The organism is Burkholderia sp. Ap-955, from assembly GCF_011753045.1.
Classification (GTDB): Bacteria; Pseudomonadota; Gammaproteobacteria; order Burkholderiales; family Burkholderiaceae; genus Burkholderia; species Burkholderia lata_D.
The window spans coordinates 74,334-96,588 of the sequence record NZ_VWWH01000020.1; the positions used below are offsets into that span (position 1 = coordinate 74,334).

Sequence of the window (22,255 nt, forward strand, 5' to 3'; positions counted from 1 at the left end):
CGGCGCGCGGGCTGCCGCGCGAGCCGCTAGGCGCGCCCGCGCCGCATCCTGAGCGTCGCCGACGGCGACTCGCCGAACGCCCGCTTGTACTCGATCGCGAACCGTCCGAGGTGCGCGAAACCCCATTTCAGCGCGATGTCCGTCACCGACGCGAGCCCCGGCGACGCGTCGGCCAGCAGTTCCTCGCGCACATGTTGCAGCCGCAACTGCCGCACGAAGCCCATCGGCGTGATGCCGTGTCGATGGCGGAAGCCGGCGAACAGCGTGCTCGGGCTGACGCCGGCGAGTTCGGCGAGCCGTTCGATCGTCAGCGGCTCGTCGAGATGCGCGCGGATGTAGTCCTCGACGCGCCGCACGTAGAACGGCGCGAGCGCCACCGGCAGGTGCCGCGTGCCGTTGCGCGCGCTGTTCGGGTGGCCGTGCAGCAGCAGGTTGAGCAGCGTCGATTCGAGCGGCTCGAACGCGAGCGGGTGACGCAGCGGATGCGCCTCCGTCGCGATCGCGCCGGCGAGGATCGGCAGCATCTGCATCAGACACGTCCCCTGCGACGACGACAGGTTGAATTCCGGCTCGAATTCGACCGGCGCGCGGCGGTCGTCGCCGAAATGCCGTTGCGCGTGGCGCTCCATCACTTCGCGCTCGATGCGCACGATGACTTGCGGACACGCATCGCCCCAGCGCATCTTCAGCGGCAGCGTCGGCGAGATCAACGACGCCGTGCCCGGCGACGACACGAAACGCGCCGATCCGCACTCGATCTCCGCGTCGCCGCGCAGCGGGATCTGCAACAGGAAGAAGTGCTCGAGCGGCCCGGGCTCGATGCTGACGCCACCGCCATAATCGAGCAGGTTCAACGACAGGTTGCCCCAGCGCGCGTGATGCATGCAGCTGTGCAGCGCGCGCGATTCGCCGGTCGGCGTGAGCCGGTGCGGCTTGAAGACGTCGGCGACGCGTGCGCGAACCTCGTCGACATCGTTCGACTGCAGCAGCAGGTTGTCGTGATTGAAACAGGCCGTATCCGGCAGCCAGCCCGTTTCGGAAAATTGCGCCATCGCTGTTCTCCCGTCATGCCCGATTGCACTCGCGCCGTGCATGCGTTCCCGGTATGGGGGCATCCGCCGCACGATCCGGATAGCGCCCGGAGTATCCGGACAGTCCGGCCGCCCAAGCACGCACGTCCCGCGCAAACGATGCAAGAAGCGGACCGTTCGCGCATCGTAGAAAACTGTGCGGGCCTTCCGCATCCGCACATACCCGCAGTCAGCCGCGCGCCTGCCCACGCGCGGCGGCCGGTTCCTCAAGTTTCCGGAATTCGCGGATACCGGCCGAAGAAAGCGGATAGAAGTGCCCATTTCGTCCGCCAATACTGGGCCCGTCGCAGCAAAAAACTGGAATGGAGGGACACATGCAAGGACGTCACATCGAGATTCCGTCGCCGGACGGCGGCACGTTTCGCGCATACCTGAGCATGCCGGCCGCCGGCAAGGGGCCCGGCATCGTGCTGTGCCACGAGATCTTCGGCGCGAACGCGACGATGCGGGAAGCGGCCGACTACTACGCGGAGGAAGGCTATACGGTGCTCGTGCCCGACCTGTTCTGGCGCCAGGCGCCGGGGATCGAACTCGGTTACACAGCCACCGACGCCGAACGCGCGATGGCCCTTTACCGCGAATACGACGAGAACAAGGGCGTCGAGGATGTGAGCGCCGCGCTCCGGGTGCTCAGGCAGTTGCCGGAATGCACGGGCGAAGCCGGCGTGCTCGGCTACTGCCTCGGCGGCAAGCTCGCGTATCTCGCCGCGTGCCGGCTGCCGGACGTGGCCGCGGCGGTCAGCTACTACGGAGTGGGCATCGAGCAGGCGCTCGACGAGGCGTCGCACCTGCACGGCCGGCTCGTGCTGCAGATCGCGGGGCAGGATCGCTTCTGCCCGCCGGACGCGCAGCGGCGCATTACCGACGCGCTGGCCGGGCGCGACGGTGTCGAAGTGGTTGTGTATCCGGGTGTCGATCACGCGTTCGCGCGCGTTGGCGGCGATCATTTCGACAAGGCCGCCGCGATCATGGCCCATCAGCGCGCGATCGCCGCCTTCCGTGCCGCGCTCGGCCCGCACTACGACCTGTCCACACTGTGGGAAGCGCATCTGAAACACGAATTCGACACGCGCAACGTCGATGCAACGATGGCGACGATGGTTGCCGAGCCGTACGTCAACCATATTCCGACGCTGACGGGCGGCGTCGGCTACGACGAGCTCAAGCGCTTCTACACGCATCATTTCGTGCATGCGAATCCGCCCGACACGACGATCACGCCGATCTCGCGCACGATCGGCGCGAGCCAGGTCGTCGAAGAGTTGCTGTTCTGCTTCACGCACACCACCGAGGTCGACTGGATGCTGCCGGGCGTCGCGCCGACCGGCAAGCGCGTCGAGATTCCGCTCGTCGCGATCGTCAAGTTTCGCGGCGACAAGCTCTATCACGAGCACATCTACTGGGACCAGGCGAGCGTGCTCGTGCAGATCGGCCTGCTCGATCCCGCCGGCCTGCCGGTCGCGGGCGTCGAAACGGCCCGCAAGCTGCTCGACGAAACCGTGCCGTCGAACGGCCTGATGCGCCGCTGGCAGGACAGCGAACCGTCGGCGGGTGCGCGTTGACGCGGCCCCTCCCTCATCCAACGATTTCCGGAGACACCCCATGACTGCCCTTGCTGGCAAAGTCGCGATCGTCACCGGCGGCGCCACGCTGATCGGCGCCGCGGTCGCTCAGGACCTGAGCCGCGCCGGTGCGTGCGTCGCGATCCTCGATCTCGATGCGGAGAACGGCGCGCGCGTGGCCGATTCGCTCGGCGAACGGGCGATGTTCGTCGCGCTCGACATCACCGACGATCGCGCGATCGAGCATGCGGTCGCGGCCATCGTCGAGCGGTTCGGTGCGATCGACGTGCTCGTCAACCTCGCATGCAGCTACGTCGACAACGGCATCCAGGCTACCCGCAACGACTGGCTCGCCGCGATGGACGTCAACGTCGTGTCGGCGGCGATGCTCGCCAAGGCCGTGCATCCGCAGATGGTCCGGCGCGGCGGCGGCGCGATCGTGAACTTCAGCTCGATCTCGGCCCAGTGCGCGCAAACCGGCCGCTGGCTGTACCCGACGTCCAAGGCGGCGATCCGCCAGCTCACGCGCAGCATGGCGATGGATCTCGCGCCCGACCGCATCCGCGTCAACTCGGTGTCGCCGGGCTGGACGTGGTCGCGCGTGATGGACGAGATGACGCACGGCGATCGCGCGAAGACCGATCGCGTCGCCGCGCCGTTCCACCTGCTCGGCCGGGTCGGCGATCCGTCCGAAGTCGCGCAGGTCGTGACGTTCCTGTGCAGCGACGCCGCGAGCTTCGTGACGGGCGCCGACTACGCGGTGGATGGCGGCTATTCCGCGATGGGTCCCGAACAGGCGGTGCCGGCCATTCCGCGTCTCGCGGAGTGACCGTTCCTCGCCGCCGCTTCCCGCCATCATTTCGATTCCGGCCGGCATCCGGCCAACCAAGGACACATCCATGAGACGCATCGCCATCGTCGGCGCCGGCCAGTCCGGCCTCCAACTCGCCTTCGCCCTGCTCGACCAGGGCTACCCCGTCACGCTCGCGACCAACCGCGACGCCGAACAGATCCGCACCGGCAAGGTCATGTCGAGCCAGTGCATGTTCCACACGTCATTGCAGATCGAGCGCGACCTCGGCCTGAACGCCTGGGAGGAAGCGTGCCCGTCCGTCGAAGGGATCGGCATCGCGGTGCCGCATCCGGACGGCAACGGCCGCAAGGTGATCGACTGGTCGTCGCGGCTGACCCGCTATGCGCAGTCGGTCGACCAGCGCGTAAAGATGGCCGACTGGCTCGACGGCGTGAAGCGCCGCGGCGCGGACGTGCGCATCGGCGACGTCGGCGTGCCCGAACTCGAGGAGCTGGCGCGCAGCCACGACCTCGTGCTGCTCGCGGCCGGCAAGGGCGAGATCGTCAACCTGCTCGGCCGCGACGACACGCGCAGCGCGTTCGACCGCCCGCAACGCGCGCTGGCCCTCACCTACGTGAAAGGGATGACGCCGAGCCAGCCGTATTCGCGCGTGCGCTTCAACCTGCTGCCGGGCATCGGCGAGTATTTCGTGTTCCCCGCGCTGACCACGACGGGCCCGTGCGAAATCATGGTGTTCGAAGGCATTCCGGGCGGCCCGCTCGACTGCTGGGCCGACGTGAAGACGCCCGAGCAGCATCTGGACCGGAGCCTGTCGTTCCTGCAGCAGTACGTGCCGTGGGAATTCGAACGCTGCCGCGACGTCGAGCTCACCGATCCGAACGGCACGCTGGCCGGGCGCTTCGCGCCGACGGTGCGCAAGCCGTTCTTCCGGTTGCCGTCGGGCCGGACGGTGTTCGGGATGGCCGATGCGGTGGTCGTCAACGATCCGATCACCGGGCAGGGATCGAACAACGCCGCGAAATGCGCGAACGCGTATTTCGATGCGATCCTCGCGCGCGATGCCGCGCCGTTCGGCGAAGACTGGATGCAGCAGACGTTCGAAGGCTACTGGGCGTATGCGCAGCACGTCGTGCGCTGGACCAACTCGCTGCTCACGCCGCCACCGCCGCACATCCTCGAACTGCTCGGCGCGGCCGGCCAGTTGCCGTCGCTCGCCGCGGCGATCGTCGACGGCTTCGACGATCCGCGCCGGTTCTCGCCGTGGTGGTTCGAGCCGTCGGCCTGCACGGCGATGATCCGCGAACACAGCGTGCGTGCGGAGTGACCGACATGGAAACGACCGCTACCGATCGCCCGGCCCTCGACCCGCTGCAGTTGCGCGCCGCGTTCGGGCAGTTCCCGACCGGCGTGACCGTGATCACCACGTGCGCGGCCGACGGACGCAAGGTGGGCCTCACCGCCAATTCGTTCTCGTCGCTGTCGCTCGATCCGCCGCTCGTGCTGTGGAGCCTGCGCAAGGTCGCGCCGAGCCGCCCGGATTTCGTCGCGGCCAGCCATTTCGCGATCAACATCCTCGCGCACGACCAGATCGACCTGTCGCGCCGCTTCGCGACGCCCAGCGCCGACAAGTTCGACGGCGTGCTTCACGTCGATTCGGAAACCGGCGGCGTGCCCTGCCTCGACGGCGCGAGCGCGCGCTTCGTGTGTCGCAACGTCGGCCATTACGAAGGCGGCGATCACCTGCTCTTCATCGGCCAGATCGAACAGTTCGACACGTTCGGCCATGCGCCGCTGGTGTTCCATGCGGGCCAGTATCGCTCGATCGTCGATCATCCCGATCTTTTTCGCACCGTTTGATTAGTTATACAAATAAATAAACAGGAGGTGGTGAACATGAAATTCGGCTCTCGCGCGCTCGTCGTCGCAAGCCTCACGATCGCCGGCATGGCCGCAGGCGCGCCGGTCGGCGCAGCCGACCTGCCGGCGGTCAACCTCGGCATGACCAGCTTCCTCGACGGGATGCCGCCGGCCGGCTCCGGCTGGTATGGCACGCAGTACCTGCAGTACTACACGGCCGGCCGCGTCAACGACAATGCGGGCAACAAGGTCGGGCTGCCGAAGCAGGACATCGACCTGTTCGCGGGGCTGAGCCAGCTCGTCTATCAGTCGCCGCTGACGTTCGCGGGCATGCATCCCGGCCTCGACGTGATCCTGCCGTGGATCGCGTCCGCGCGAACCAACGACGGCATCGGCAACGTCGCGCTGAATGCGCGCGCCGGCTTCGGCGACCTGCTGATCGGCCCGTTCATCCAGTTCGACCCGGTGATGGGCGCACAGGGCCCGCGCTTCGCGCAGCGCGTGGAATTCCAGTTCATCGCGCCGACCGGCGCGTACGACCCGTCGCGCGCGATCAACCCCGGCAGCCATTTCTGGTCGTTCGATCCGTACTGGGCCGCGACGCTGTGGCTCACGCCCAACTGGACCGTGTCGTGGCGGCTGCATTATCTGTGGAACGCGACCAACCACCAGCCGGCCACGTCGCTCGGTCCGGACGTGACGTCGACGCAGGCCGGCCAGGCGATCCACGCGAACTTCGCGACCGAGTATGAAGTGCGCCCCGGCCTGCGGCTGGGAATCAACGGCTACTGGCTGCGGCAGACCACCGACATGAAGGCAAACGGGCAGGACGTGCCGGGCACGCGGGAGGCCGTGTTCGCGATCGGCCCGGGGGCCATGTATAGCTTCTCGCCGCAGGATCATCTGATGTTCAACGCGTACTTCGAGACCTATGCGCGCAACCGGCCGCAGGGCACGCGGATGGTGCTGCGGTATGTGCATCACTTTCAGTGACGGCCGCGACCGGGTGAACGGGCCGGATCGCTATCGTCAGACCAAAAATGCGTGCTGCCGGCGGCAACACGCCTGTCCTATAGTTTTGGAGGAGACAACGCAGGCAATACGTCACGACCACGGAGGGTCCGCATCATGGTTACGTCAGCAACCTCCCGGTTTTTGTCGAACGTATCGCGACGGCTGATGCACGGCCTGGTTGCCGTCGCACCGGCCGCCGTCATCGGCCTCGCCGTTTCCGCATGCGGCGGCGACAGTTCGCCGGCCTCGAGCACGCCCGCGTTCGCGAACGCGGCGCGCCCGCAGATCAGCGCGCTGCTCACGGACACGCTGACGCCCGGCGCGGTCGTCTATGTGCAATCGCCGCAAGGCAACTGGCTCGAATCGTTCGGCACGGCCGTGCGCGGCACGAACATGCCGATCCCGACGAATGCGCACTTTCGCGTCGGCAGCGTGACGAAGACCTGGACCGGCACGGTGATCCTGCAACTGGTGCAGGAAGGCCGGCTGAGCCTTGGCGACTCCGTGAGCAAGTTCGTCACGAACGTGCCCAACGGCGACACGATCACGATCGAACAGTTGCTGACCATGCGCAGCGGCCTCTACAACTATTCGACGAATCTCGCGTTCAACCAGACGCTCGATGCGCAGCCTGACAAGGTGTGGACCCCGTCCGAGCTGCTGGGCATCGCCGAAGGCCAGCCGGTCTATTTTCCGCCCGGCACGGATTTCCGCTACTCGAATACGAACACGGTGCTGCTCGGGCTCATCATCGAGCACCTGACCGGCATGAGCGCGGCCGATGCGATGAACGCACGCCTGTTCGCGCCGCTCGGCCTGGCCAATACCTTGCTCCCGCCGCAGCAGAACACGTCGCTGCCGGCGCCGGCACCGCAGGGCTATCAATGGGGCACCAATGCCGAGACGACCAACAGCGACGCGCTGTCGCCCCAGCGCCAGGCTGACGCGAAAAGCGGCGTGCTGCAGCCGACGAACGTGACCGGCGTCAATACGTCATGGGCGTGGACGGCCGGCTCAGGCATTTCAACCGTGACGGAACTGGCTGCCTACGTGCAGCGGATGGTCGGCGGCGGCTACCTGAACGCCGACCTGCAGGCGCGACGGCTCGCCAGCTGCACGCCGATCGATCCGACCGATCCGATATCGGCGAGCTACTGCATGGGCCTGGCCAAGTTCGGCACGTTCTACGGACATACCGGCGAGATACCGGGCTTCAACACCTTCATGGGCTACGACCCGGTCACGAAAACGACGATCGTCACGTGGGCGAACACGGCTGCCGCGCCCGATGGACGCGCACCGGCCAACGAGATCGCGCGGATCATCATGGGCGAGCTCAGCAAGGCGGCCGAGGTGCCGAGCGAAGGTCGGCCGTGATGCGGTGAAGAGGCACGTTGCGACAGGGGACGAAGTGTCCCCTCCACCGCTCACGCGTCGCGAACGTCCTCATCGATCCGCAGCAGCCGCCCGGCGTTCGCAATCACGATGAACGTGCCGACGTTGTGCAGGATCGCTGCCCACACAGCGCCGAGCATCCCGGTCGCGGCCAGCGCGATCACCGCGAGCGTCCACGCGAGGCCGATCGCCGCATTGGTCGTCGCCGTGCGACGGCATTGCCGGCCGAGGCGGATGCAGGTCGGAATCCGCTTCAGGTCGTCGCCCAGCAGCACGACATCGGCCGATGCGATCGCAATGTCGACGCCACGCTCGCCCATCGCGATGCTCGTCGAGCCGGCCTTGATCGCCAGCACGTCGTTGAGCCCGTCGCCGACCACGAGCGGATGCAGGCCCGCGCCGATCTCGCGCATCACGTAATCGAGCTTGTCGTGCGGCAGCGCCTGCGCAACCACCGTCTCAATACCCGTCTCGGCCGCGACCTTGCTCGCGACGCGCTCAAGGTCGCCCGTCAGCAGCGTCTGCCGCGCAAGGCCCAGCGTCCGCAGCTCGGCGAGCACGTCGCGCGCGTCGGACCGCAGCGTGTCGGCAAAGCCGAACCATGCGAGCAGGCGCCCGTCGAGCACAAGGCCGACGAGCGGCCCGTCGAATCCTTCCGGGGGTGACGGCAAGTCACCGGCATGGTCGGCAAGCAGCGCGGGCCGGCCGAGTACCGCCGTGCCGTCCGGCGTGTCGGCGACGACGCCGAGCCCGCGCAATTCCCGCGTGCGTTCGAACGGCGCCACGGCAACACCGGTGAGGCCGGACGCGGCGGCATCGCGGACGAGCGCGCGGCTCGCCGGGTGCGCACTGCTTTCGCCGAGCCGCGCGGCCAGCGCACGCGCGTGCGCACTGTCGACGCCGGGCTGCAGCCACACCTGCCGAACCTGCAATTCCCCGCGGGTGAGCGTGCCGGTCTTGTCGATCACGAGCGAATCGACTTCGGCGATCTTGTCGAGAAACGCGGCATTGCGAAACAGGATGCCGTGCCGCGCGCCGACCGCGATCCCGGCGATGGCCGTGGACGGTGCCGCGAGCACCAGCGCGCACGGGCACGCGGCCACGATGACCGCGAGCATCGCCGATGCATTCGAGGACGTGAACCAGACGATCGCCGCGATCAGCAGGACGAGCGCGAGATACGCGCCCATGTGCCGCTCGAGCACCTGCGTGACGGGCGGCTTCGCCTGTTCCGCGTGCTGCATCAGCGCGATGATCTTGCCGAGCGTCGAATCCTTGCCCGTGTGCGTGACGTCGATGCGCAGCACGCCGTCGAGATTCAGCGCGCCGCCATACACGGCGCTGCCTGCATCGACGTCGTGCGGTACGGATTCGCCGGTGATCGGCCCGTTGTCGACGCTCGACGTGCCCGCGACGACGACGCCGTCGACCGGAATGCGCGCACCGGCCACCACTTCGATACGGTCGCCCGCACGCAGTGCGTCATACGCGACTTCGACGACACTGCCGTCGGTGCCGATGCGACGCACGCGGCCGGCCGTCAGCCGGCCGAGCGCGCGGATCGCCTCCTGCGAACCGAGCACGCTGCGCTCTTCGAGCGCGTGGCCGAACGTCATCACGATCGGCAGCAGCGCGGCCGTCGTCATGTCGCCGATCGCCCAGGCGGCCAGCATCGCGAGCGCGATCAGGCGATCGGTCACGCCGTGCAGGCTCGGCGCGCGCAGGCTGTGCCACGCACTCGCGAACACCGGCCCCGCGACGATCAGCGACGCGAGCGCGGCGAGCAGTTGCGCGAGCGTGTCGCCGCCGCCCGACAGCATGCGCCACGCGAACGACAGCACGAGCAGGCCGCCCGCGAGCAGCGCCAACGCGATCTGCCGCGTGATCGTGCGGCGCTCGTCGGAGGACAGCGCGTAGGCTGTCGCGCCGGCGGGCGCGGTGTCCGGCTGCGTAGCCGGTTCGGCGAGCGAATTCATCGGGCGGTTCCGGGCAGGATCAGGTTCGAGGTGTCGTGCGGATCGATCGTCGTCACGCGTCCGGCTTTCGACAGCACGCGCTGCACGCGATCGCGATACAGCCGCGCCAGCAGCCCCGGATCGCCGTTCTCGCGGAGCGTCGCGTCGAGCTGCCGGATCTCCAGCGTGTCGGTCTGCGCCGTCGCGACGCGTTCGGCCGCATGGGCCCGCGCGTCCTGCACGATCCGGTCGGCGTCCTGCTGCGCGTCCTGCCGCCGCTGTTCGGCGGTGGTGCGGGCTTCGGCGATGGTCCGCTCGGCGACCTGCAGCGACGTCAGCACCGCGTTGAACGCATCGGCGGCCGCTCCGGGAAACGCGGGCTGCACGTCGACGCGCGCGACTTCGACGCCGAGCCCCGCGTGCGCCGCGTCGAGTGCACGCAGGTGCCGCGCGATCGCATCGGCGAGATCGCCGCGCAACCGTTCGCGTCGCGCGGCCATTTGCCGGTCGGCGGCCAGCTGTTCGGGCCGCGCGACCAGGATCGCGTCGAGATCGCGGGTCGCCGCGACCTCGACGGCCGATGCGGACACGATCCGCTCGAGCGCCGCGTCGAGGCGAGCCTGCTGCAGCACGTACGCGTACGGATCGCTGACCCGATAGTAAAGCACCGCGCTCAACGCGACCGCCCCGCCGTCGCCCGTCAGTACGTAGCCTGAACCGGCGAGCGCGTCGGACAACCGCGCGACGCCCTTCGCGGACGGCGCGAGCGCTCGCGGATCGCGGTCGAGCGAGCGGATCCGCTGCTCGAGCACGCGCGCGGCGCCCGGCACGAGCAGGACCGATTCGAACGGTTGCGGCCATGCGATCACGAGCCCGGCGTCCTGGGTGCGCACGAGCGCGCCGAAACGCATCACGACCGCGCGGCTGTCCGCCGGAATCCGCCGGATGTTCGAGCCGGCCCACGCGCAGGCGGCGAGCACCGCGAGCGCGGCGACGAACCAGAACGACAGGCGCACGGCCTGTGCGCCCGGCCCGAGCGGCGATGCGGACGGCTCGCTCATCGCGCGGCCTTGTGCGTCTTGGGCGCCGGCACGGCCTGCCCCGACGTGTCGGCCGGGCCCTGCACGAGCACGCGGAACGGCGCGGCGTCGGTACGCAGGATCAGGTTCGTATTGGTACCGACCACCGCGTTCAGCGTGTCGAGCGAACGCAGCATCGTGTACAGGTGCGGGTTGCCCGCATAGCTCTTGCCGTAGATGTCGGCCGCATCCTTGCGCGATTGCGCTTCGATGCCGGCCGCTTTCACGTTCGCGTCGGCCAGCGCGATGCGTGCATCGCGCTCGGCGTCCGAGCGGATCTGCGCGGCCTCGCGATTGCCGTCCGCGGTACGCTGCGCGGCCACAGTCTCGCGTTCGGCGCTCATCCGGTCGACCGTCGCGGCGAGCGTGACGGCCGGCAGCGTGAGCCGTTCGAGCCCGACCTGGGCGACGCGCACGCCGTAAGCCGCATAGAGCTGCGCATCGATCTGCCGGCGCAGCGCATCTTCGAACTCGCCGATCTTCACCTGGGCCGGATCGGTGTTCACGAGCGACGCGAGATCGTACCCGGCGGACGTCGTCTGCAGCGCGGAGCCGACGAGCGAGCGGATCTGCCGCGCCGCTTCATCCGGCTCGTTGCCGACCGCCCGCATGAAGCGCCCGATGTCGCGCGCATCGGCCGGCACGCGCCACGCGACGTAGGCCTCGACGATGATGCGCAGCCCGTCGCGGGTGCCGACGTCCTGCAGGCCGCTCGACGTGGTGTGCAGGCGCAGGTCCACGGGCGTCACCGCATCGATCGGCGCTGGCAGGCGCCACGCGAGCCCGGGTTCGAGCAGCACGCGCACGGGCCGCCCGAAGCGCGTGATCACCGATGCCTCGCCGGCACGCACCTGCACGAAGCTCGCCACCGCGAGCGCGACGATCACGCACAGCAGCGCCACCGCGACGCGCAGGCGGAACGCGCCGGGCGGCTGGGGCGCACCGTGATGCGCGTGATGAGGGTGGTCGTGGCCATGGCCGTGGTGCGCATGATCATGCGCGTGCGAATGAAACAGACTCACGATGTCGTCCCGGGTGCGGCGTCGCTCGCGTGCGGTGCGGCGGCACGGCTTGTTGCCGTGTCGCGCCGCCCGTGCGGAAATCGCCGCGACATGTCAATGGATGCCGGCCAGATCGCCGGCAGGCGTATTGCGAAGATCGACGGTCGCCCGCGTGCCGTCGGCAAGCCGGTCGTCGATGATCGTCATGCGCGCGTCGCGCAGGCCGCGTTGCAGCCGGTCGAGGTAATACTCGAACGGAAACGCGGGGCCGCCGAGCCGGTACGCGACCAGGTCGGCGTCGAAATCGATCTGCTGCACGCGCGCCGACGACACCGTGTCGCCGGCCTGCGCTTCGGCATGCGCGACCCGTTCGAGCGCCTGCTGCTGCGCGTTGCCGAGCAGGCCGGCCGCGAAGCCGCGCGCCTGCGCGACGCTGCCCTGCGCGCGGATCTGCGCGGCCTGCACGTCGTGGAACGCGGCGGCTGCGCCGGTCGGCGGATGCACGCTCTCGATCACGACCGCGATCACGTCGACGCCGCTTTGCAGCCGGTCGAGCTGCTGCTGGATCGCGCGCTTCAACTGGCCGGCCATCGCGGCCTGATTCGTTTCCAGCAGCGATTCGAGCGTATGCGACGCGAGGTAGTGCACGAGTTCGCGATTGGCGCTCGTGCGCACCGTGCTTTCCGGGTCGATCGCGCGATAGAGCGCCGCGCGTGCATCGGCATCGGTCAGGCCGAGCCGGTAGTCGACCCGCACGTCGGCGTTGACGATCTGGAAGTTCTGGCGGTCGCCGTTCGCGCCGGCGATCACCTGGGTGGTTTCCCACGGATGCGGCACATCCCACAGACGGTCGAGACGTTCGGGCGTCGGGCCGTCGGCCGGCACGGGCGACGCATCGGCGCCGCCGTCGTTCGCGCTGCCCGCGATGGCGACCTGGTGCACCGCGCCGTTGTCGACGATGCGCGCGCGCCCGAACGGCCAGGGCAGGCCGACGTGCAGGCCCGGCTGCCACACCGCGACCGGCGCGCCGAAGCGCTCGTAGACCGCGCGCTGCTCCGGGTTCAGCACGACGACGGCGGTGAGCAGCCATGCACACGCGACGGTGGCGGCGAGCGCGCCGGGCAGCAGCCGCACGAAGCTGCGCCAGCCCCAGCTCTGCCGCAGGTCGATGCCGTAACGATGGCGCAGTTCCGCGCCGAGCGACGCGAACGGCGACGGGCGCCGGCTCAGCAGCCCGGCGATCGCGCTGGTCGGCACGACGGCGCCGCGCGGTCCCGCAAACCACGACAGCACGCCGCGCAGGGTCAGTTCGGCGGCGACGGCTCCATTGAGCAGCGCGACCGACTGCACAAGCCAGTCTGCCGTGCGGTGCCGGAACGCGAACCATGCAGCGGCCAGCGCACCCGCGAGCGCGGTGACGAGCGCAACGCGCAGCACCCGCGTGAGCGACGCGGACACCGCCGACCGGCTGGCGGCCGCCGCATGGTGGCGTTCGGCGACGAGGGTCAGGAAGGCGAGAACGATGCAGGCCGCGCCGGCCGCGAGCGTGGGCTCGGGCGCACTCATCGCGCGCACCAGCATCACGGGTGACGGCGGCTGCCACGCGAGCACGGCAAGCGCGACGGAAAGCACACCGCAGGCGGTGACAGCCCACGGCCGCCAGTCGATCGCAGCGGCGATCGCCGGCCACGGGTTGTCGTCGTGCTCCGGTTCGTGCTTTCGGCTGAATGCATGGCGCAGCCAGTCGCCGATCAGCGTGGCGGCCGATATTTCCGGAGGATGGCGGCGTGCGCGGCCGGCGAGCAGCACGCCGATCGCGACGACGAGTACGTTGCACCATGCGCTGGCAAGCGGTGCGCACCAGCGCAGGTCGGCGGGCAGGATGTCGACGGCGCCCAGCGCGCCGAGCGTGGCGACCAGCAACGCGGCGGCGCCTGCGACCGGCGCGAGTGCGTCGCGCCCGGCCGGGTTGCCGGTAATGTCGTCGTTGCCTTCCGCCTGTTGCCCCATCGGGATTCCTTACGTACGAATTACAGGGTATGCAGGCGTCCGTACGGAATTCTGCGAGCGGCAATGTAGCGCGGCGGATGATGAAACTCAAGGCATCGATGCGATTGACGCGACAGATGAAACAGTCGTGCGGACCGGAATTTTCCGCCGCATGGCGGGCAACGCGTCGGTCGGCCGTCCGCGCGGCGAATCATCCCGGATTCAGATCAGCTGCCGGCCCGCGGCCGACTCGATCTTCCAGCACGCGGCCGGAAATCGGCACGTACGCGATACGGATACGCTCGCCGTTGCGCAACGGGTCAGGGACGGCCTTGTCGATCTGGAAGCGCCGGCGCGGCACATCGGGGCCGTCGTCGGCTACGTTCAGGCAGTCGCTCGACATGCCGCGAAATACCGCGCGTCGAGCCGGGCGATCGTGATGTCGAGCACGAGCTTCCGATTGGCTTTCAGGTCGGGCGATACCTTGTGCTCGCTCCGCAGGTGGATCAGGCGAGCGTCAAAAGCCGGTACGACACCGGATGCGCGAGGAACGCACAGCCCATGGGAATCGCGGGAAATGCAAATGCGAGCGTCAGGAGCACCAGGCCGCCGCCTTTCGTGCCGCGCCGCGATTGCCGACCATGCCATGGCGCGGCGTCCATCGTGTCATCGCCGCGATTGCGTCAGGGACGCAGTTGACACGCCGGTCGCGATCCGCGACGTTCGCGCCGTCGCGCACAACGTGATGCCGGCAAACTTCGCCGGCATTCAGGTTAGCAGTAGGGGGCAGCCGCTGAGGCGGTGGACTACGGCTCGTTCCATGGCCGACCATGGGTCCAGGATGCCTTGACGCCGCTATGGTCAACCTGTCTCGCGGCGCCGCCTGGGGAGGGAGCCTCCATGAAGCCTGTTACCGTGCCGGCCGGCGGGGGTGGCCGTCCGGCACGCAAAACCTTGATCGACGAAACCGGCGCAACGCCGCTGCGCCACTCACTGCCCGATGCCCACGAACGTCGGCAGCAGCACGCGATAGACGTGGATCATCGCCGGCCCGAGCAGCACCATCATCAGTGCGGGGAAAATGAAGAAGATCAGCGGGAACAGCAGCTTCAGCGCGATCTTCGCGGCCCGCTCTTCCGCGCGCATCCGCCGCCGCGTGCGCAGCATGTCGGACAGCACGCGCAGCGATTCGCTGATGCTCGTGCCGAAGCGGTCGGCCTGGATCAGCATCGCGCAGAACGACTCGATGTCCTCCACGCCGGTACGCAGCGCGAGATTGCGCAGCGCCGTCTCCTTCGTGAAGCCGGAGCGCATCTCGAGCAGCAGCAGGTCGAGTTCGCTCGCGACCACCTCGCTGCTGAACCGCAGTTCCTCGCTCACCTTCATCAGCGCGGCATCGAGCCCGAGCCCCGCTTCGACGCACACCGTCAGCAGGTCGAGCGCGTCCGGGAAATCCTCGAAGATCTTCTGCTGGCGCACCTTGACCCGCTGCGACAGCACGACGTTCGGGATGTAGTAGCCGATGCCGGCGAGCGCGACGAGGATGACCGACAGGATCGCACGCTCGTCGCCGAGCGACGTCGTGATCAGCACCATCAACGCCACGCACGGCAACCCGAGCGCGAGCGCCGTCTTCGCGGTGAAATACAGGGCGGCCGCGCTCTGGTTGCGCCAGCCGGCATTCATGAGCCGGATGCGCAGCGGTGAATTCTCCCAGCCCTCCTTCGGCACCGACAGCTTCGAGATCGGCGTGGACAGCTCGACCAGCTTCGCGACCCAGCGCGACGCCAGGTCGTCGCCGTCGCCCGTGCCCGCCGCGCCGGTCGCGCCCGCCCCGGTCCCGCCGGCCTGCTGGATCCGGCGCTGGATGCTGCGTGGCGCGAACAGCAGCATCGCGACGAGCGCGCCGCCGGCCACGAAGAGGAACAAGCCGCCCAGCATCACGGCCTGGACTACGCTCAGGTTTTGCATGACAGCCTCGCAACGGTTCGTTATACGGCTCGCGCGTCAGACGCGAATGCGGACGATACGGCGGATCCAGAACAACCCGAACAGCATCGACACCAGCATCATGCCGACCATCCGGATCCCCGCCGGGTCCTCCCAGAGCACGGACAGGAATTCGCGGTTCAGCAGCGCCATCACCGCGGCGGTGCCGAACGGCAGCAGCCCGAGAATCCATGCCGACAGCCGCCCTTCCGCCGACAGCACGCGCACCTTGTCGAAGAGCTTGAAGCGCTCGCGGATCAGCGCGGCGATGCTGTCGAGCAGCTCGGCGAGGTTGCCGCCCGTCTCGCGCTGGATCAGCACCGCGATCACGAAGTAGCGCAGGTCCTGCACCGGCACGCGCGTGACGAGGTTCATCAGTGCGTCGTGCAGCGACACGCCGTAGTTGACCTCGTCAAACGTGACCCTGAACTCGCCGCCCATCGGATCGGGAAACTCGTCGCCGACCATCCCGAGCGTGCTCGTGAACGAGTGGCCGGAACGCAGTGCGCGCGCGATCATGTCGCAGATGTCCGGCAACTGCCGCTCGAGCTTGCGCATCCGCTTCCCGCGGCAGCGCATCACGTACATCATCGGCAGGCATCCGGCGAACAGCGCGACCGGCAGCGCCGCGAGCTGCGGCAACGTCGCGAAGCTCAGCGCAAGCCACGCGAACGCCGCGAACACCGCGCTGAGCATGATCAGCTTCGGCAGCGTCCAGTCGAGGCCCGACTGCTGGATCACGAGATCGAGCCGATGCACGCGCGGCATGCGCAGCAGCAGCCGGTCGAACGGCTTCGATTCGTCGAGCATCCGCTTCTTCAGGATCGACAGCCGCTCCTGCTGGACGTTGCCGCCGGCCGACATCGAGCGGATGCGCGATTCGATCCGGCGTGCGGCAGCGCCATGCCGCGCGTTCCACCATTGATAACCGCCTTCGATCGCGAGTACCACCGCGACGAAGGTGAGAATCACAAAACCGTAAAAGATCGTGTTCATGAAGCCTCCCCGGCAGCGAACGGCGCCCTGTCGTCAGTTCGTCTCGTACCGCTGAGACGGGTCGTACAGCGAATCCGGCAGGTTGATGCCGAACGCCTGCAGCCGCTCGACGAACTTCGGCCGCACGCCCGTCGCGCAGAAGTGGCCGCGTACCGAACCGTCGCGGTCCACGCCCGTTCGCTTGAACGTGAAGATCTCCTGCATGTTGATGATGTCGCCCTCCATCCCCGTCAGTTCCTGGATGCTGACGATCTTGCGCCTGCCGTCGGTCAGCCGCGCGGCCTGCACGACCACCGAGATCGCCGATGTGATCTGCTGGCGCATCGTCTTCGGCGGCAGCGTCAGGCCGGAGATGCTGACCATGTTCTCGAGCCGCGTCAGCGCGTCGCGCGGGGTGTTCGCGTGGATCGTCGCGAGCGAGCCTTCGTGGCCGGTGTTCATCGCGTTGAGCATGTCGAGCGCTTCGGCGCCGCGCACTTCGCCGAGGATGATCCGGTCCGGGCGCATCCGCAGCGCGTTGCGCACCAGCGTGCGCTGCGTGATCTCGCCCTTGCCCTCGATGTTCGGCGGTCGCGTTTCGAGCCGCAGCACGTGCGGCTGCTGCAGTTGCAGTTCGGCGGCGTCCTCGATCGTCACGATCCGCTCGTTGCGCGGAATGAAGCCGGACAGGATGTTGAGCAGCGTCGTCTTGCCGCTGCCGGTGCCGCCCGACACCAGCACGTTCACCTTCGCGCGCGACAGCGCGTCGAGCAGCTCGGCCATCGGCGGCGTCAGGCTGTGGTAGCGCACGAGGTCGTCCATCTTCAGCGGATTGACCGCGAAACGCCGGATCGACATCAGCGGCCCGTCGATCGCGGACGGCGGGATGATCGCGTTCACGCGCGAGCCGTCGGGCAGCCGCGCATCGACCATCGGGCTCGATTCGTCGATGCGGCGCCCGACGCGCGACACGATCTTCTCGATCACCTTCATCAGGTGCGCGTCGTCGTAGAACGTCACGTCGGTCAGTTCGAGCTGGCCGAAGCGCTCGACATAGACCTGCCGGTACGTGTTCACGAGGATGTCGGAAATGCTCGGGTCGCGCAGCAGCGCTTCGAGCGGGCCGAAACCGAACATCTCGTCGTACACGTCGATCGCGAGCTGCCGCCGCTCGATGTCGTTCGCCGGCAGCCGCTCCTCGTCGAGGATGCGCGTGATCAGCAGGCCGATCTCCATGCGGACCGATTCCTGCGGCATCCGCGACAGGCGCTCGAGCTCGACGCGTTCGAGCACGGCCAGGTGGATTTCGCGGCGCAGCTTCTGGTATGCGTCGCGCACCGACGAATGGGCCGGGCCGGCCGGGTCGCTGCCCGCCACCGGCGGGTGGGCCCGTTGCAAGGACATCTGTTCGCGCAATGACATGATGGTTCCCCGAAAAATTTACATGGACTTGAGCTTCGGCGTGGCCTTGCGGCCGAACAGCCGGGACATCAGCGGTTCGCTGTGCGTCGCGCCGTGCTCCGCGCGCACCTCCCCTTCGACGAGTTGCTTCGCATACCCCTGCAACGCACGGCCAACCCCCGTGCCGCGCGCGACCCGCGACACCGGATGGCCCTGGTTGATCGCTTCGAGCACGGTGTCGGCATCATCGGGAATCGTGCAGGCCGCGTGCAGGCCGAGCACTTCCTCGAGCGCCGTGCGGGTGCGGTCGCTCGCGCGCGTCGCGCGGTTCACGATCAGCCGCATCTGGTCGGTCGAGTAGCCGAGCGACACGAGGATCTCCAGCAACCGGCGGCCCGCGCGCACGTGCGGCATCGCGGGTTGCAGCACGAGCTCGATCTGGTCGCTGCGATCCAGCGCGACCATCGACAGCGGATTGATGCAGACGCCGACGTCGAAGACCACGAAGTCGTAACGCGGCGCGGCGACGCCCAGGATCCATTCGAGCGCGTCCTCGCGCATCTCGGCGGCCTTGACCGGGTCGCCTGCGCCCGCGAGCACGTGGAAGTTTTCCGTCACGTGCGCGACGCTCGCGTCGAGGAACGCGCTGTCAAGCCGCTCGATCTGCGCGCACAGCTGCGGCAGCGTCGACGGCGGCGTTTCGTCGCTGACGAGAAACGCCGCGTCGGCGAACTGCTGGTTAAGGTCGATCAGCAGCACGCGGCGCTTGAAGCCTTCCGCGATCTCGAATGCGAGGTTGCTGGCCGCGAAGCTCGTGCCGGCCCCGCCCTTGCACGACATGAACGACACGATCCGCGTATCGTCGGTGTCGCGCCGTGTGCTTTGCGCGGCGGCCCGTTCGAGCGCGTTGCCGAGCGCCTGCGGGTCGAGCGGCCACTGCAGCACGTCGCGCGCGCCCGCACGCATCGCGTCGAGCAGCACGTGCGGCGACGCGTCGGCCGTCACGAGAATGCAGGTCAGGCCCGCGTGCGCGCGGCAGATGCGCTCGATCGCCGACAGCTCGGACGGGTCGAGCGACGTGCCGTCGACCAGCAGGATGTCGAACGCGTCGAGCCCGTCGGTACGATGTTCGATCTGCGACGGGCGGCCGGTCGCGCGTGTCGCGCGATAGCGTCCGCTGTCGGCCACGAGGCGCGCGATCTGCGTGAGTCGCGCGGTGTCGTCGGAAGCTACGAGGATGTTGATCATGTCGTGTGCCTCGCCTGTTCGATCAATTGCAGTTGGCGCCGCCGGTCGCGGAAGTCAGGCTTTCGCGCGGCAGTGTCGTCGTGAACGGCGGCATCGTCACCGTGATGTTCACGAACGGGATCATCGTCTTGACGGTGACGTTCGTGACGCTGACCGTCACGAACGCGCACGAATTCACGTCACAGCTTGCGGGCGAGTAGTTCACCGATACGTTCGCGTTCGACAGCAGCGGCAGCAGCGATCTCACCCGCTTCACGACGCCGGCCGCATTCACGTCGCAGACCACCGCCGTGCGCGCGCCGAGGCGCACCGCTTCGCTCGCGGTGTTCCAGTAGAACAGCACGCGTCCGAATTCGAAGATGCCGATCAGCAGCATGATCAGGATCCACGCGATCAGCGCGAACTCGACGATCGCCGAGCCGCGTTGGGCACGCCGGCGTGACGGGGGGGCATGGCGCGCGTTCATGACACTTGCCTCATCACGGTGACGATGTTGTTGAAGGTGATCGACGGCAGCCCCGGGAACGCGTGGATCGGCTGGTACTTGTAGCCCGTGATCTTCACTTCGACGACGTTGATCGCGCCCGTCGCGGTGCCGCCTGACGCGTTGTTGTTCGAGTCGTAGGTCGGCAGGTTCGCGAACTGCGACGGGTCGGACGTGTCGCTGCAGCCGGTCGTGCGCTGCGCGTCGCAGATCGTCACCATCGACGTGGTGAGCCCCGGCACCAGCTCGGTGCCGGCGGCGCCGCACGTCGTGCTGCCGTAGACGACGAGGCACTGCGCCTGCGAGGCCGGATACGCGCTGTCGCTCGGCAACCAGACCGACAGGTAGCGCGCCGCATCGCGCGTCGCCTTGGTCAGCGTCTCGAACTGGTAGATCGCGCGGCCGAACTCGGCCACGCCGGTCGCGAGCATGATCATCGGCATCAGCACGAGCGCGAACTCGACGGCGACGGCGCCACGGGTGCGCGAACGGCGAAACGGGGGCTTTTTCATGATCCGCTCTCCGCTATTGAACGAGCATCGGGACCTGGGTCCCGGACGCGCTGCCGCTGCCCGGCAAGCCGTGCGTCGCGCACGGATTGTTGCCGGAGACCGACGAGCCGAGGTATTCGAGGTGCGCGACGACCGCGCCGCTGCCTGCGCTGAACGGAAGCGGATCGAGCATCAGCACGCAATCCCACTGCGTGACGTGCACCTTGCCGCTGCTGCCCGACAGCGTCGAGCAGTCGCCCTCAGGCGCGAGCGCGACGCGGCGGTCGCTGCCGAAAGTCTGGTAGTTGCTCGCCGTCGCGGTGCCGTTGGTGTTGATCCCGCTGCCCGTCGGCGGCGCGCCGTCGCCCTGGTAGGACTTGAAGGCTGCGCGGTCGGCCACGAACTGCGTGTACGCATCGCCCTTGATGCCGGCCGTTCCGGGCGGCCCGTAGTTCGGGCCGACATACGCGTAGCCGGTGAAGTCGGGCTGGCCGCTCGAGCCGTTCGCGCCGTTCGTATAGATGCCGAAGCGCGTATTCCAGGCGCGCAGCGACGCCGACTTCAGGCCCGTGGTGGCGAGATCCGGCGGGCTCTTGATGTTGCAGGTATTGCCCGACAACTCGCCGGCAAGGGTCGGTTCGTTCGTCGTGCCGTCGAGCGCCGCCCAGCCAAAGTTGCCCGGCCCGTAGGTCGACGACGACCCGGACGGCGACGAGATCCAGTCGCCGACCTTGTACGCCGGATCGGACGGGCCGCGGCACACGAACACCGGAATCGCACAGGTCGTCTGCCCGCCGCCGACGGTGGCGATCGCGCTGGCCGACACTTCCGCCGCGTTCGCGAGCTTCGTGCCCGGCAGCACGTTCAGTATCTCGACGAACCAGTGCGCGATGTTGCTCAGCGTCGCGGTGCACTGCACGTACTTGATGTTCGCCGGCGTCGTGACCGAGTTCTTCGTCAGGAACGCGTTGGACAGCGAGTCGCTGAACGTGACGTTCGCGTTCGTCGACATCTGCACCGACTTGTTCTGGAAGAACACGAAGTTCAGGTGGCCGGCGGCGATGCCGTCCGCTTCGGCCACCGACAGGCTGATGGCCGAAGTCAGGTCACGCGCAGCCGACAGCGCGCAGGCATCGGCGCTGTTCTGCAGTTCGCTGCGCGTGACGTACAGCTTGCCGAGATCCAGCGCCAGGCCGACGAACCCGATCATCACCGCCAGCGAGAGGCCGACGATGATCGCGACGGCACCGCGCTGGCGATGCAGGCTGCGACGCATGACTTTCGGATGGCGAGCTGCGCTGTTCATGGCGTTCTCCCTGAGCGTGCCGTCGTTACTGGGTGGACTTGCCGATGCCGATCACGAACGCATTGGCGGGCGGCACGGTTTGCTTGAACGACTTGTCGTAGTTGTCGAGCGCGGCCGCGGCGGCAGCGCCGTCGACCCCCGGCGCCGACACCGAGGCCGCGTGTTCGCCGGCATGCGGGTCGATGATCTGGGCCTGGGTCACGGCGCGGACCGAATCGCCGAAGCGGGTGTCCCACACCGGGGTCGACGACATGCAGCCGGCAAGCGCGAACGCGAGCGGTGCGGTGAGCGCCACGCGGCGCACGATGACGAGGTAGGCGGATTTCATGAGCGTCCCCTTGGATGGCTTCAACGATCGGTGGATTCGGGTGCCGCGCTCACGCGCACGACCTGCTGCGCATGGGCCGCCGCCGGTGTCCGGCGCTTCGGCTGCCCCGCCGGCTGGGCCGGCGTGTCGGAACCGGCTGCCGCAAGACGTGCGGCGGCGGCTTCGATGCGCGCGATGCGGGCCGCGTTGGCGGGTTCGTGCTGCGGTACGGCTGCGGCAACCGGTGCAGGTGCAGGCGTCTTCTGTGGCTCGGCCGGCACCGGCGGCTGTGCGTCC

21 protein-coding genes and 1 pseudogene are annotated in these 22,255 nt (G+C 68.4%); 6 read left to right on the forward strand and 16 right to left on the reverse strand.

What is annotated here, in order from left to right:
- Window positions 1-26: 26 nt before the first annotated feature.
- Complete coding sequence (locus tag F3J15_RS14290) at window positions 27-1,052, reverse strand: AraC family transcriptional regulator (protein ID WP_166891806.1); 1,026 nt, start codon at window positions 1,050-1,052, stop codon at window positions 27-29.
- Window positions 1,053-1,405: 353 nt separating this feature from the next.
- On the opposite strand from F3J15_RS14290, the gene F3J15_RS14295 reads away from it, so the two are divergent.
- The 6 genes from F3J15_RS14295 to F3J15_RS14320 all read left to right on the forward strand — a co-directional run bounded on the left by F3J15_RS14295 (window position 1,406) and on the right by F3J15_RS14320 (window position 7,715).
- Window positions 1,406-2,653, forward strand: a complete 1,248-nt coding sequence (locus F3J15_RS14295; RefSeq protein WP_166891809.1) for a dienelactone hydrolase family protein — start codon at window positions 1,406-1,408, stop codon at window positions 2,651-2,653.
- A 40-nt stretch (window positions 2,654-2,693) separates the two neighbouring features.
- Window positions 2,694-3,482, forward strand: coding sequence for an SDR family oxidoreductase (locus F3J15_RS14300; protein WP_166891812.1), 789 nt, complete (start codon window positions 2,694-2,696; stop codon window positions 3,480-3,482).
- A gap of 70 nt (window positions 3,483-3,552) precedes the next feature.
- Entirely contained in the window at window positions 3,553-4,791 is a 1,239-nt protein-coding gene (locus F3J15_RS14305) for a styrene monooxygenase/indole monooxygenase family protein (RefSeq protein WP_166891815.1), read from the forward strand.
- Between the two features lie 5 nt (window positions 4,792-4,796).
- Complete coding sequence (locus tag F3J15_RS14310; protein WP_166891818.1) at window positions 4,797-5,324, forward strand: flavin reductase family protein; 528 nt, start codon at window positions 4,797-4,799, stop codon at window positions 5,322-5,324.
- Window positions 5,325-5,360: 36 nt separating this feature from the next.
- Window positions 5,361-6,317 (forward strand): transporter, encoded by a 957-nt coding sequence (locus tag F3J15_RS14315; protein WP_166891821.1) that lies wholly within the window; start codon window positions 5,361-5,363, stop codon window positions 6,315-6,317.
- A gap of 135 nt (window positions 6,318-6,452) precedes the next feature.
- On the forward strand, window positions 6,453-7,715 hold the full coding sequence (locus F3J15_RS14320) for a serine hydrolase domain-containing protein (protein WP_166891824.1): 1,263 nt from the start codon (window positions 6,453-6,455) through the stop codon (window positions 7,713-7,715).
- Window positions 7,716-7,765: 50 nt separating this feature from the next.
- Here F3J15_RS14320 and F3J15_RS14325 read toward each other — a convergent pair whose 3' ends face one another.
- The 15 genes and pseudogenes from F3J15_RS14325 to F3J15_RS14395 all read right to left on the reverse strand — a co-directional run.
- Window positions 7,766-9,709: a heavy metal translocating P-type ATPase gene (locus tag F3J15_RS14325; protein WP_166891827.1), complete on the reverse strand. Its 1,944-nt coding sequence runs from the start codon at window positions 9,707-9,709 to the stop codon at window positions 7,766-7,768.
- Window positions 9,706-10,749 (reverse strand): protease modulator HflK, encoded by a 1,044-nt coding sequence (locus F3J15_RS14330; protein WP_166891830.1) that lies wholly within the window; start codon window positions 10,747-10,749, stop codon window positions 9,706-9,708. The genes F3J15_RS14325 and F3J15_RS14330 overlap by 4 nt, the downstream gene beginning before the upstream one ends.
- Window positions 10,746-11,789: a protease modulator HflC gene (locus F3J15_RS14335; protein WP_166891832.1), complete on the reverse strand. Its 1,044-nt coding sequence runs from the start codon at window positions 11,787-11,789 to the stop codon at window positions 10,746-10,748. Before F3J15_RS14335 ends, F3J15_RS14330 begins: the two co-directional genes overlap by 4 nt.
- Before the next feature lie 93 nt (window positions 11,790-11,882).
- Window positions 11,883-13,778 carry a protease modulator HflK gene (locus F3J15_RS14340; RefSeq protein WP_166891835.1) on the reverse strand — a complete coding sequence of 632 codons (1,896 nt, stop codon included), beginning with the start codon at window positions 13,776-13,778 and terminating at the stop codon, window positions 11,883-11,885.
- 190 nt (window positions 13,779-13,968) lie between these two features.
- The gene (locus F3J15_RS14345; RefSeq protein WP_166891838.1) at window positions 13,969-14,160 is read right to left on the reverse strand and encodes a hypothetical protein; all 192 of its coding nucleotides are present in this window, start codon (window positions 14,158-14,160) and stop codon (window positions 13,969-13,971) included.
- 103 nt (window positions 14,161-14,263) lie between these two features.
- A complete protein-coding gene (locus F3J15_RS14350; RefSeq protein ID WP_166891841.1) occupies window positions 14,264-14,419 on the reverse strand; it encodes a hypothetical protein in 156 nt (51 codons plus the stop codon).
- 328 nt (window positions 14,420-14,747) lie between these two features.
- Window positions 14,748-15,728 carry a type II secretion system F family protein gene (locus F3J15_RS14355; protein WP_069249601.1) on the reverse strand — a complete coding sequence of 327 codons (981 nt, stop codon included), beginning with the start codon at window positions 15,726-15,728 and terminating at the stop codon, window positions 14,748-14,750.
- Between the two features lie 36 nt (window positions 15,729-15,764).
- On the reverse strand, window positions 15,765-16,742 hold the full coding sequence (locus F3J15_RS14360) for a type II secretion system F family protein (protein WP_089449533.1): 978 nt from the start codon (window positions 16,740-16,742) through the stop codon (window positions 15,765-15,767).
- Between the two features lie 33 nt (window positions 16,743-16,775).
- On the reverse strand, window positions 16,776-18,143 hold the full coding sequence (locus F3J15_RS14365) for a CpaF family protein (protein WP_166891844.1): 1,368 nt from the start codon (window positions 18,141-18,143) through the stop codon (window positions 16,776-16,778).
- 18 nt (window positions 18,144-18,161) lie between these two features.
- Window positions 18,162-19,370, reverse strand: a complete 1,209-nt coding sequence (locus F3J15_RS14370) for an AAA family ATPase (RefSeq protein ID WP_166891847.1) — start codon at window positions 19,368-19,370, stop codon at window positions 18,162-18,164.
- A gap of 22 nt (window positions 19,371-19,392) precedes the next feature.
- Window positions 19,393-19,836, reverse strand: a complete 444-nt coding sequence (locus F3J15_RS14375; protein ID WP_166891850.1) for a TadE family protein — start codon at window positions 19,834-19,836, stop codon at window positions 19,393-19,395.
- Window positions 19,833-20,366, reverse strand: coding sequence for a TadE/TadG family type IV pilus assembly protein (locus tag F3J15_RS14380; RefSeq protein ID WP_166891853.1), 534 nt, complete (start codon window positions 20,364-20,366; stop codon window positions 19,833-19,835). The genes F3J15_RS14375 and F3J15_RS14380 overlap by 4 nt, the downstream gene beginning before the upstream one ends.
- 13 nt (window positions 20,367-20,379) lie before the next feature.
- The gene (locus F3J15_RS14385; RefSeq protein WP_166891856.1) at window positions 20,380-21,651 is read right to left on the reverse strand and encodes a TadE/TadG family type IV pilus assembly protein; all 1,272 of its coding nucleotides are present in this window, start codon (window positions 21,649-21,651) and stop codon (window positions 20,380-20,382) included.
- Window positions 21,652-21,676: 25 nt separating this feature from the next.
- On the reverse strand, window positions 21,677-21,979 hold the full coding sequence (locus F3J15_RS14390) for a hypothetical protein (protein ID WP_166891859.1): 303 nt from the start codon (window positions 21,977-21,979) through the stop codon (window positions 21,677-21,679).
- Window positions 21,980-21,999: 20 nt separating this feature from the next.
- A pseudogene (locus F3J15_RS14395) lies at window positions 22,000-22,255 on the reverse strand (secretin); the annotation flags it as partial.

Coding starts and splice junctions, on each gene's coding strand:
- F3J15_RS14290 (WP_166891806.1), bottom strand. CDS start 1,052: ATGGCGCAATTTTCCGAAACGGGCTGGCTGCCGGATACGGCCTGTTTC.
- F3J15_RS14295 (WP_166891809.1), top strand. CDS start 1,406: ATGCAAGGACGTCACATCGAGATTCCGTCGCCGGACGGCGGCACGTTT.
- F3J15_RS14300 (WP_166891812.1), top strand. CDS start 2,694: ATGACTGCCCTTGCTGGCAAAGTCGCGATCGTCACCGGCGGCGCCACG.
- F3J15_RS14305 (WP_166891815.1), top strand. CDS start 3,553: ATGAGACGCATCGCCATCGTCGGCGCCGGCCAGTCCGGCCTCCAACTC.
- F3J15_RS14310 (WP_166891818.1), top strand. CDS start 4,797: ATGGAAACGACCGCTACCGATCGCCCGGCCCTCGACCCGCTGCAGTTG.
- F3J15_RS14315 (WP_166891821.1), top strand. CDS start 5,361: ATGAAATTCGGCTCTCGCGCGCTCGTCGTCGCAAGCCTCACGATCGCC.
- F3J15_RS14320 (WP_166891824.1), top strand. CDS start 6,453: ATGGTTACGTCAGCAACCTCCCGGTTTTTGTCGAACGTATCGCGACGG.
- F3J15_RS14325 (WP_166891827.1), bottom strand. CDS start 9,709: ATGAATTCGCTCGCCGAACCGGCTACGCAGCCGGACACCGCGCCCGCC.
- F3J15_RS14330 (WP_166891830.1), bottom strand. CDS start 10,749: ATGAGCGAGCCGTCCGCATCGCCGCTCGGGCCGGGCGCACAGGCCGTG.
- F3J15_RS14340 (WP_166891835.1), bottom strand. CDS start 13,778: ATGGGGCAACAGGCGGAAGGCAACGACGACATTACCGGCAACCCGGCC.
- F3J15_RS14345 (WP_166891838.1), bottom strand. CDS start 14,160: ATGTCGAGCGACTGCCTGAACGTAGCCGACGACGGCCCCGATGTGCCG.
- F3J15_RS14350 (WP_166891841.1), bottom strand. CDS start 14,419: ATGGACGCCGCGCCATGGCATGGTCGGCAATCGCGGCGCGGCACGAAA.
- F3J15_RS14355 (WP_069249601.1), bottom strand. CDS start 15,728: ATGCAAAACCTGAGCGTAGTCCAGGCCGTGATGCTGGGCGGCTTGTTC.
- F3J15_RS14360 (WP_089449533.1), bottom strand. CDS start 16,742: ATGAACACGATCTTTTACGGTTTTGTGATTCTCACCTTCGTCGCGGTG.
- F3J15_RS14365 (WP_166891844.1), bottom strand. CDS start 18,143: ATGTCATTGCGCGAACAGATGTCCTTGCAACGGGCCCACCCGCCGGTG.
- F3J15_RS14370 (WP_166891847.1), bottom strand. CDS start 19,370: ATGATCAACATCCTCGTAGCTTCCGACGACACCGCGCGACTCACGCAG.
- F3J15_RS14375 (WP_166891850.1), bottom strand. CDS start 19,836: ATGAACGCGCGCCATGCCCCCCCGTCACGCCGGCGTGCCCAACGCGGC.
- F3J15_RS14380 (WP_166891853.1), bottom strand. CDS start 20,366: ATGAAAAAGCCCCCGTTTCGCCGTTCGCGCACCCGTGGCGCCGTCGCC.
- F3J15_RS14385 (WP_166891856.1), bottom strand. CDS start 21,651: ATGAACAGCGCAGCTCGCCATCCGAAAGTCATGCGTCGCAGCCTGCAT.
- F3J15_RS14390 (WP_166891859.1), bottom strand. CDS start 21,979: ATGAAATCCGCCTACCTCGTCATCGTGCGCCGCGTGGCGCTCACCGCA.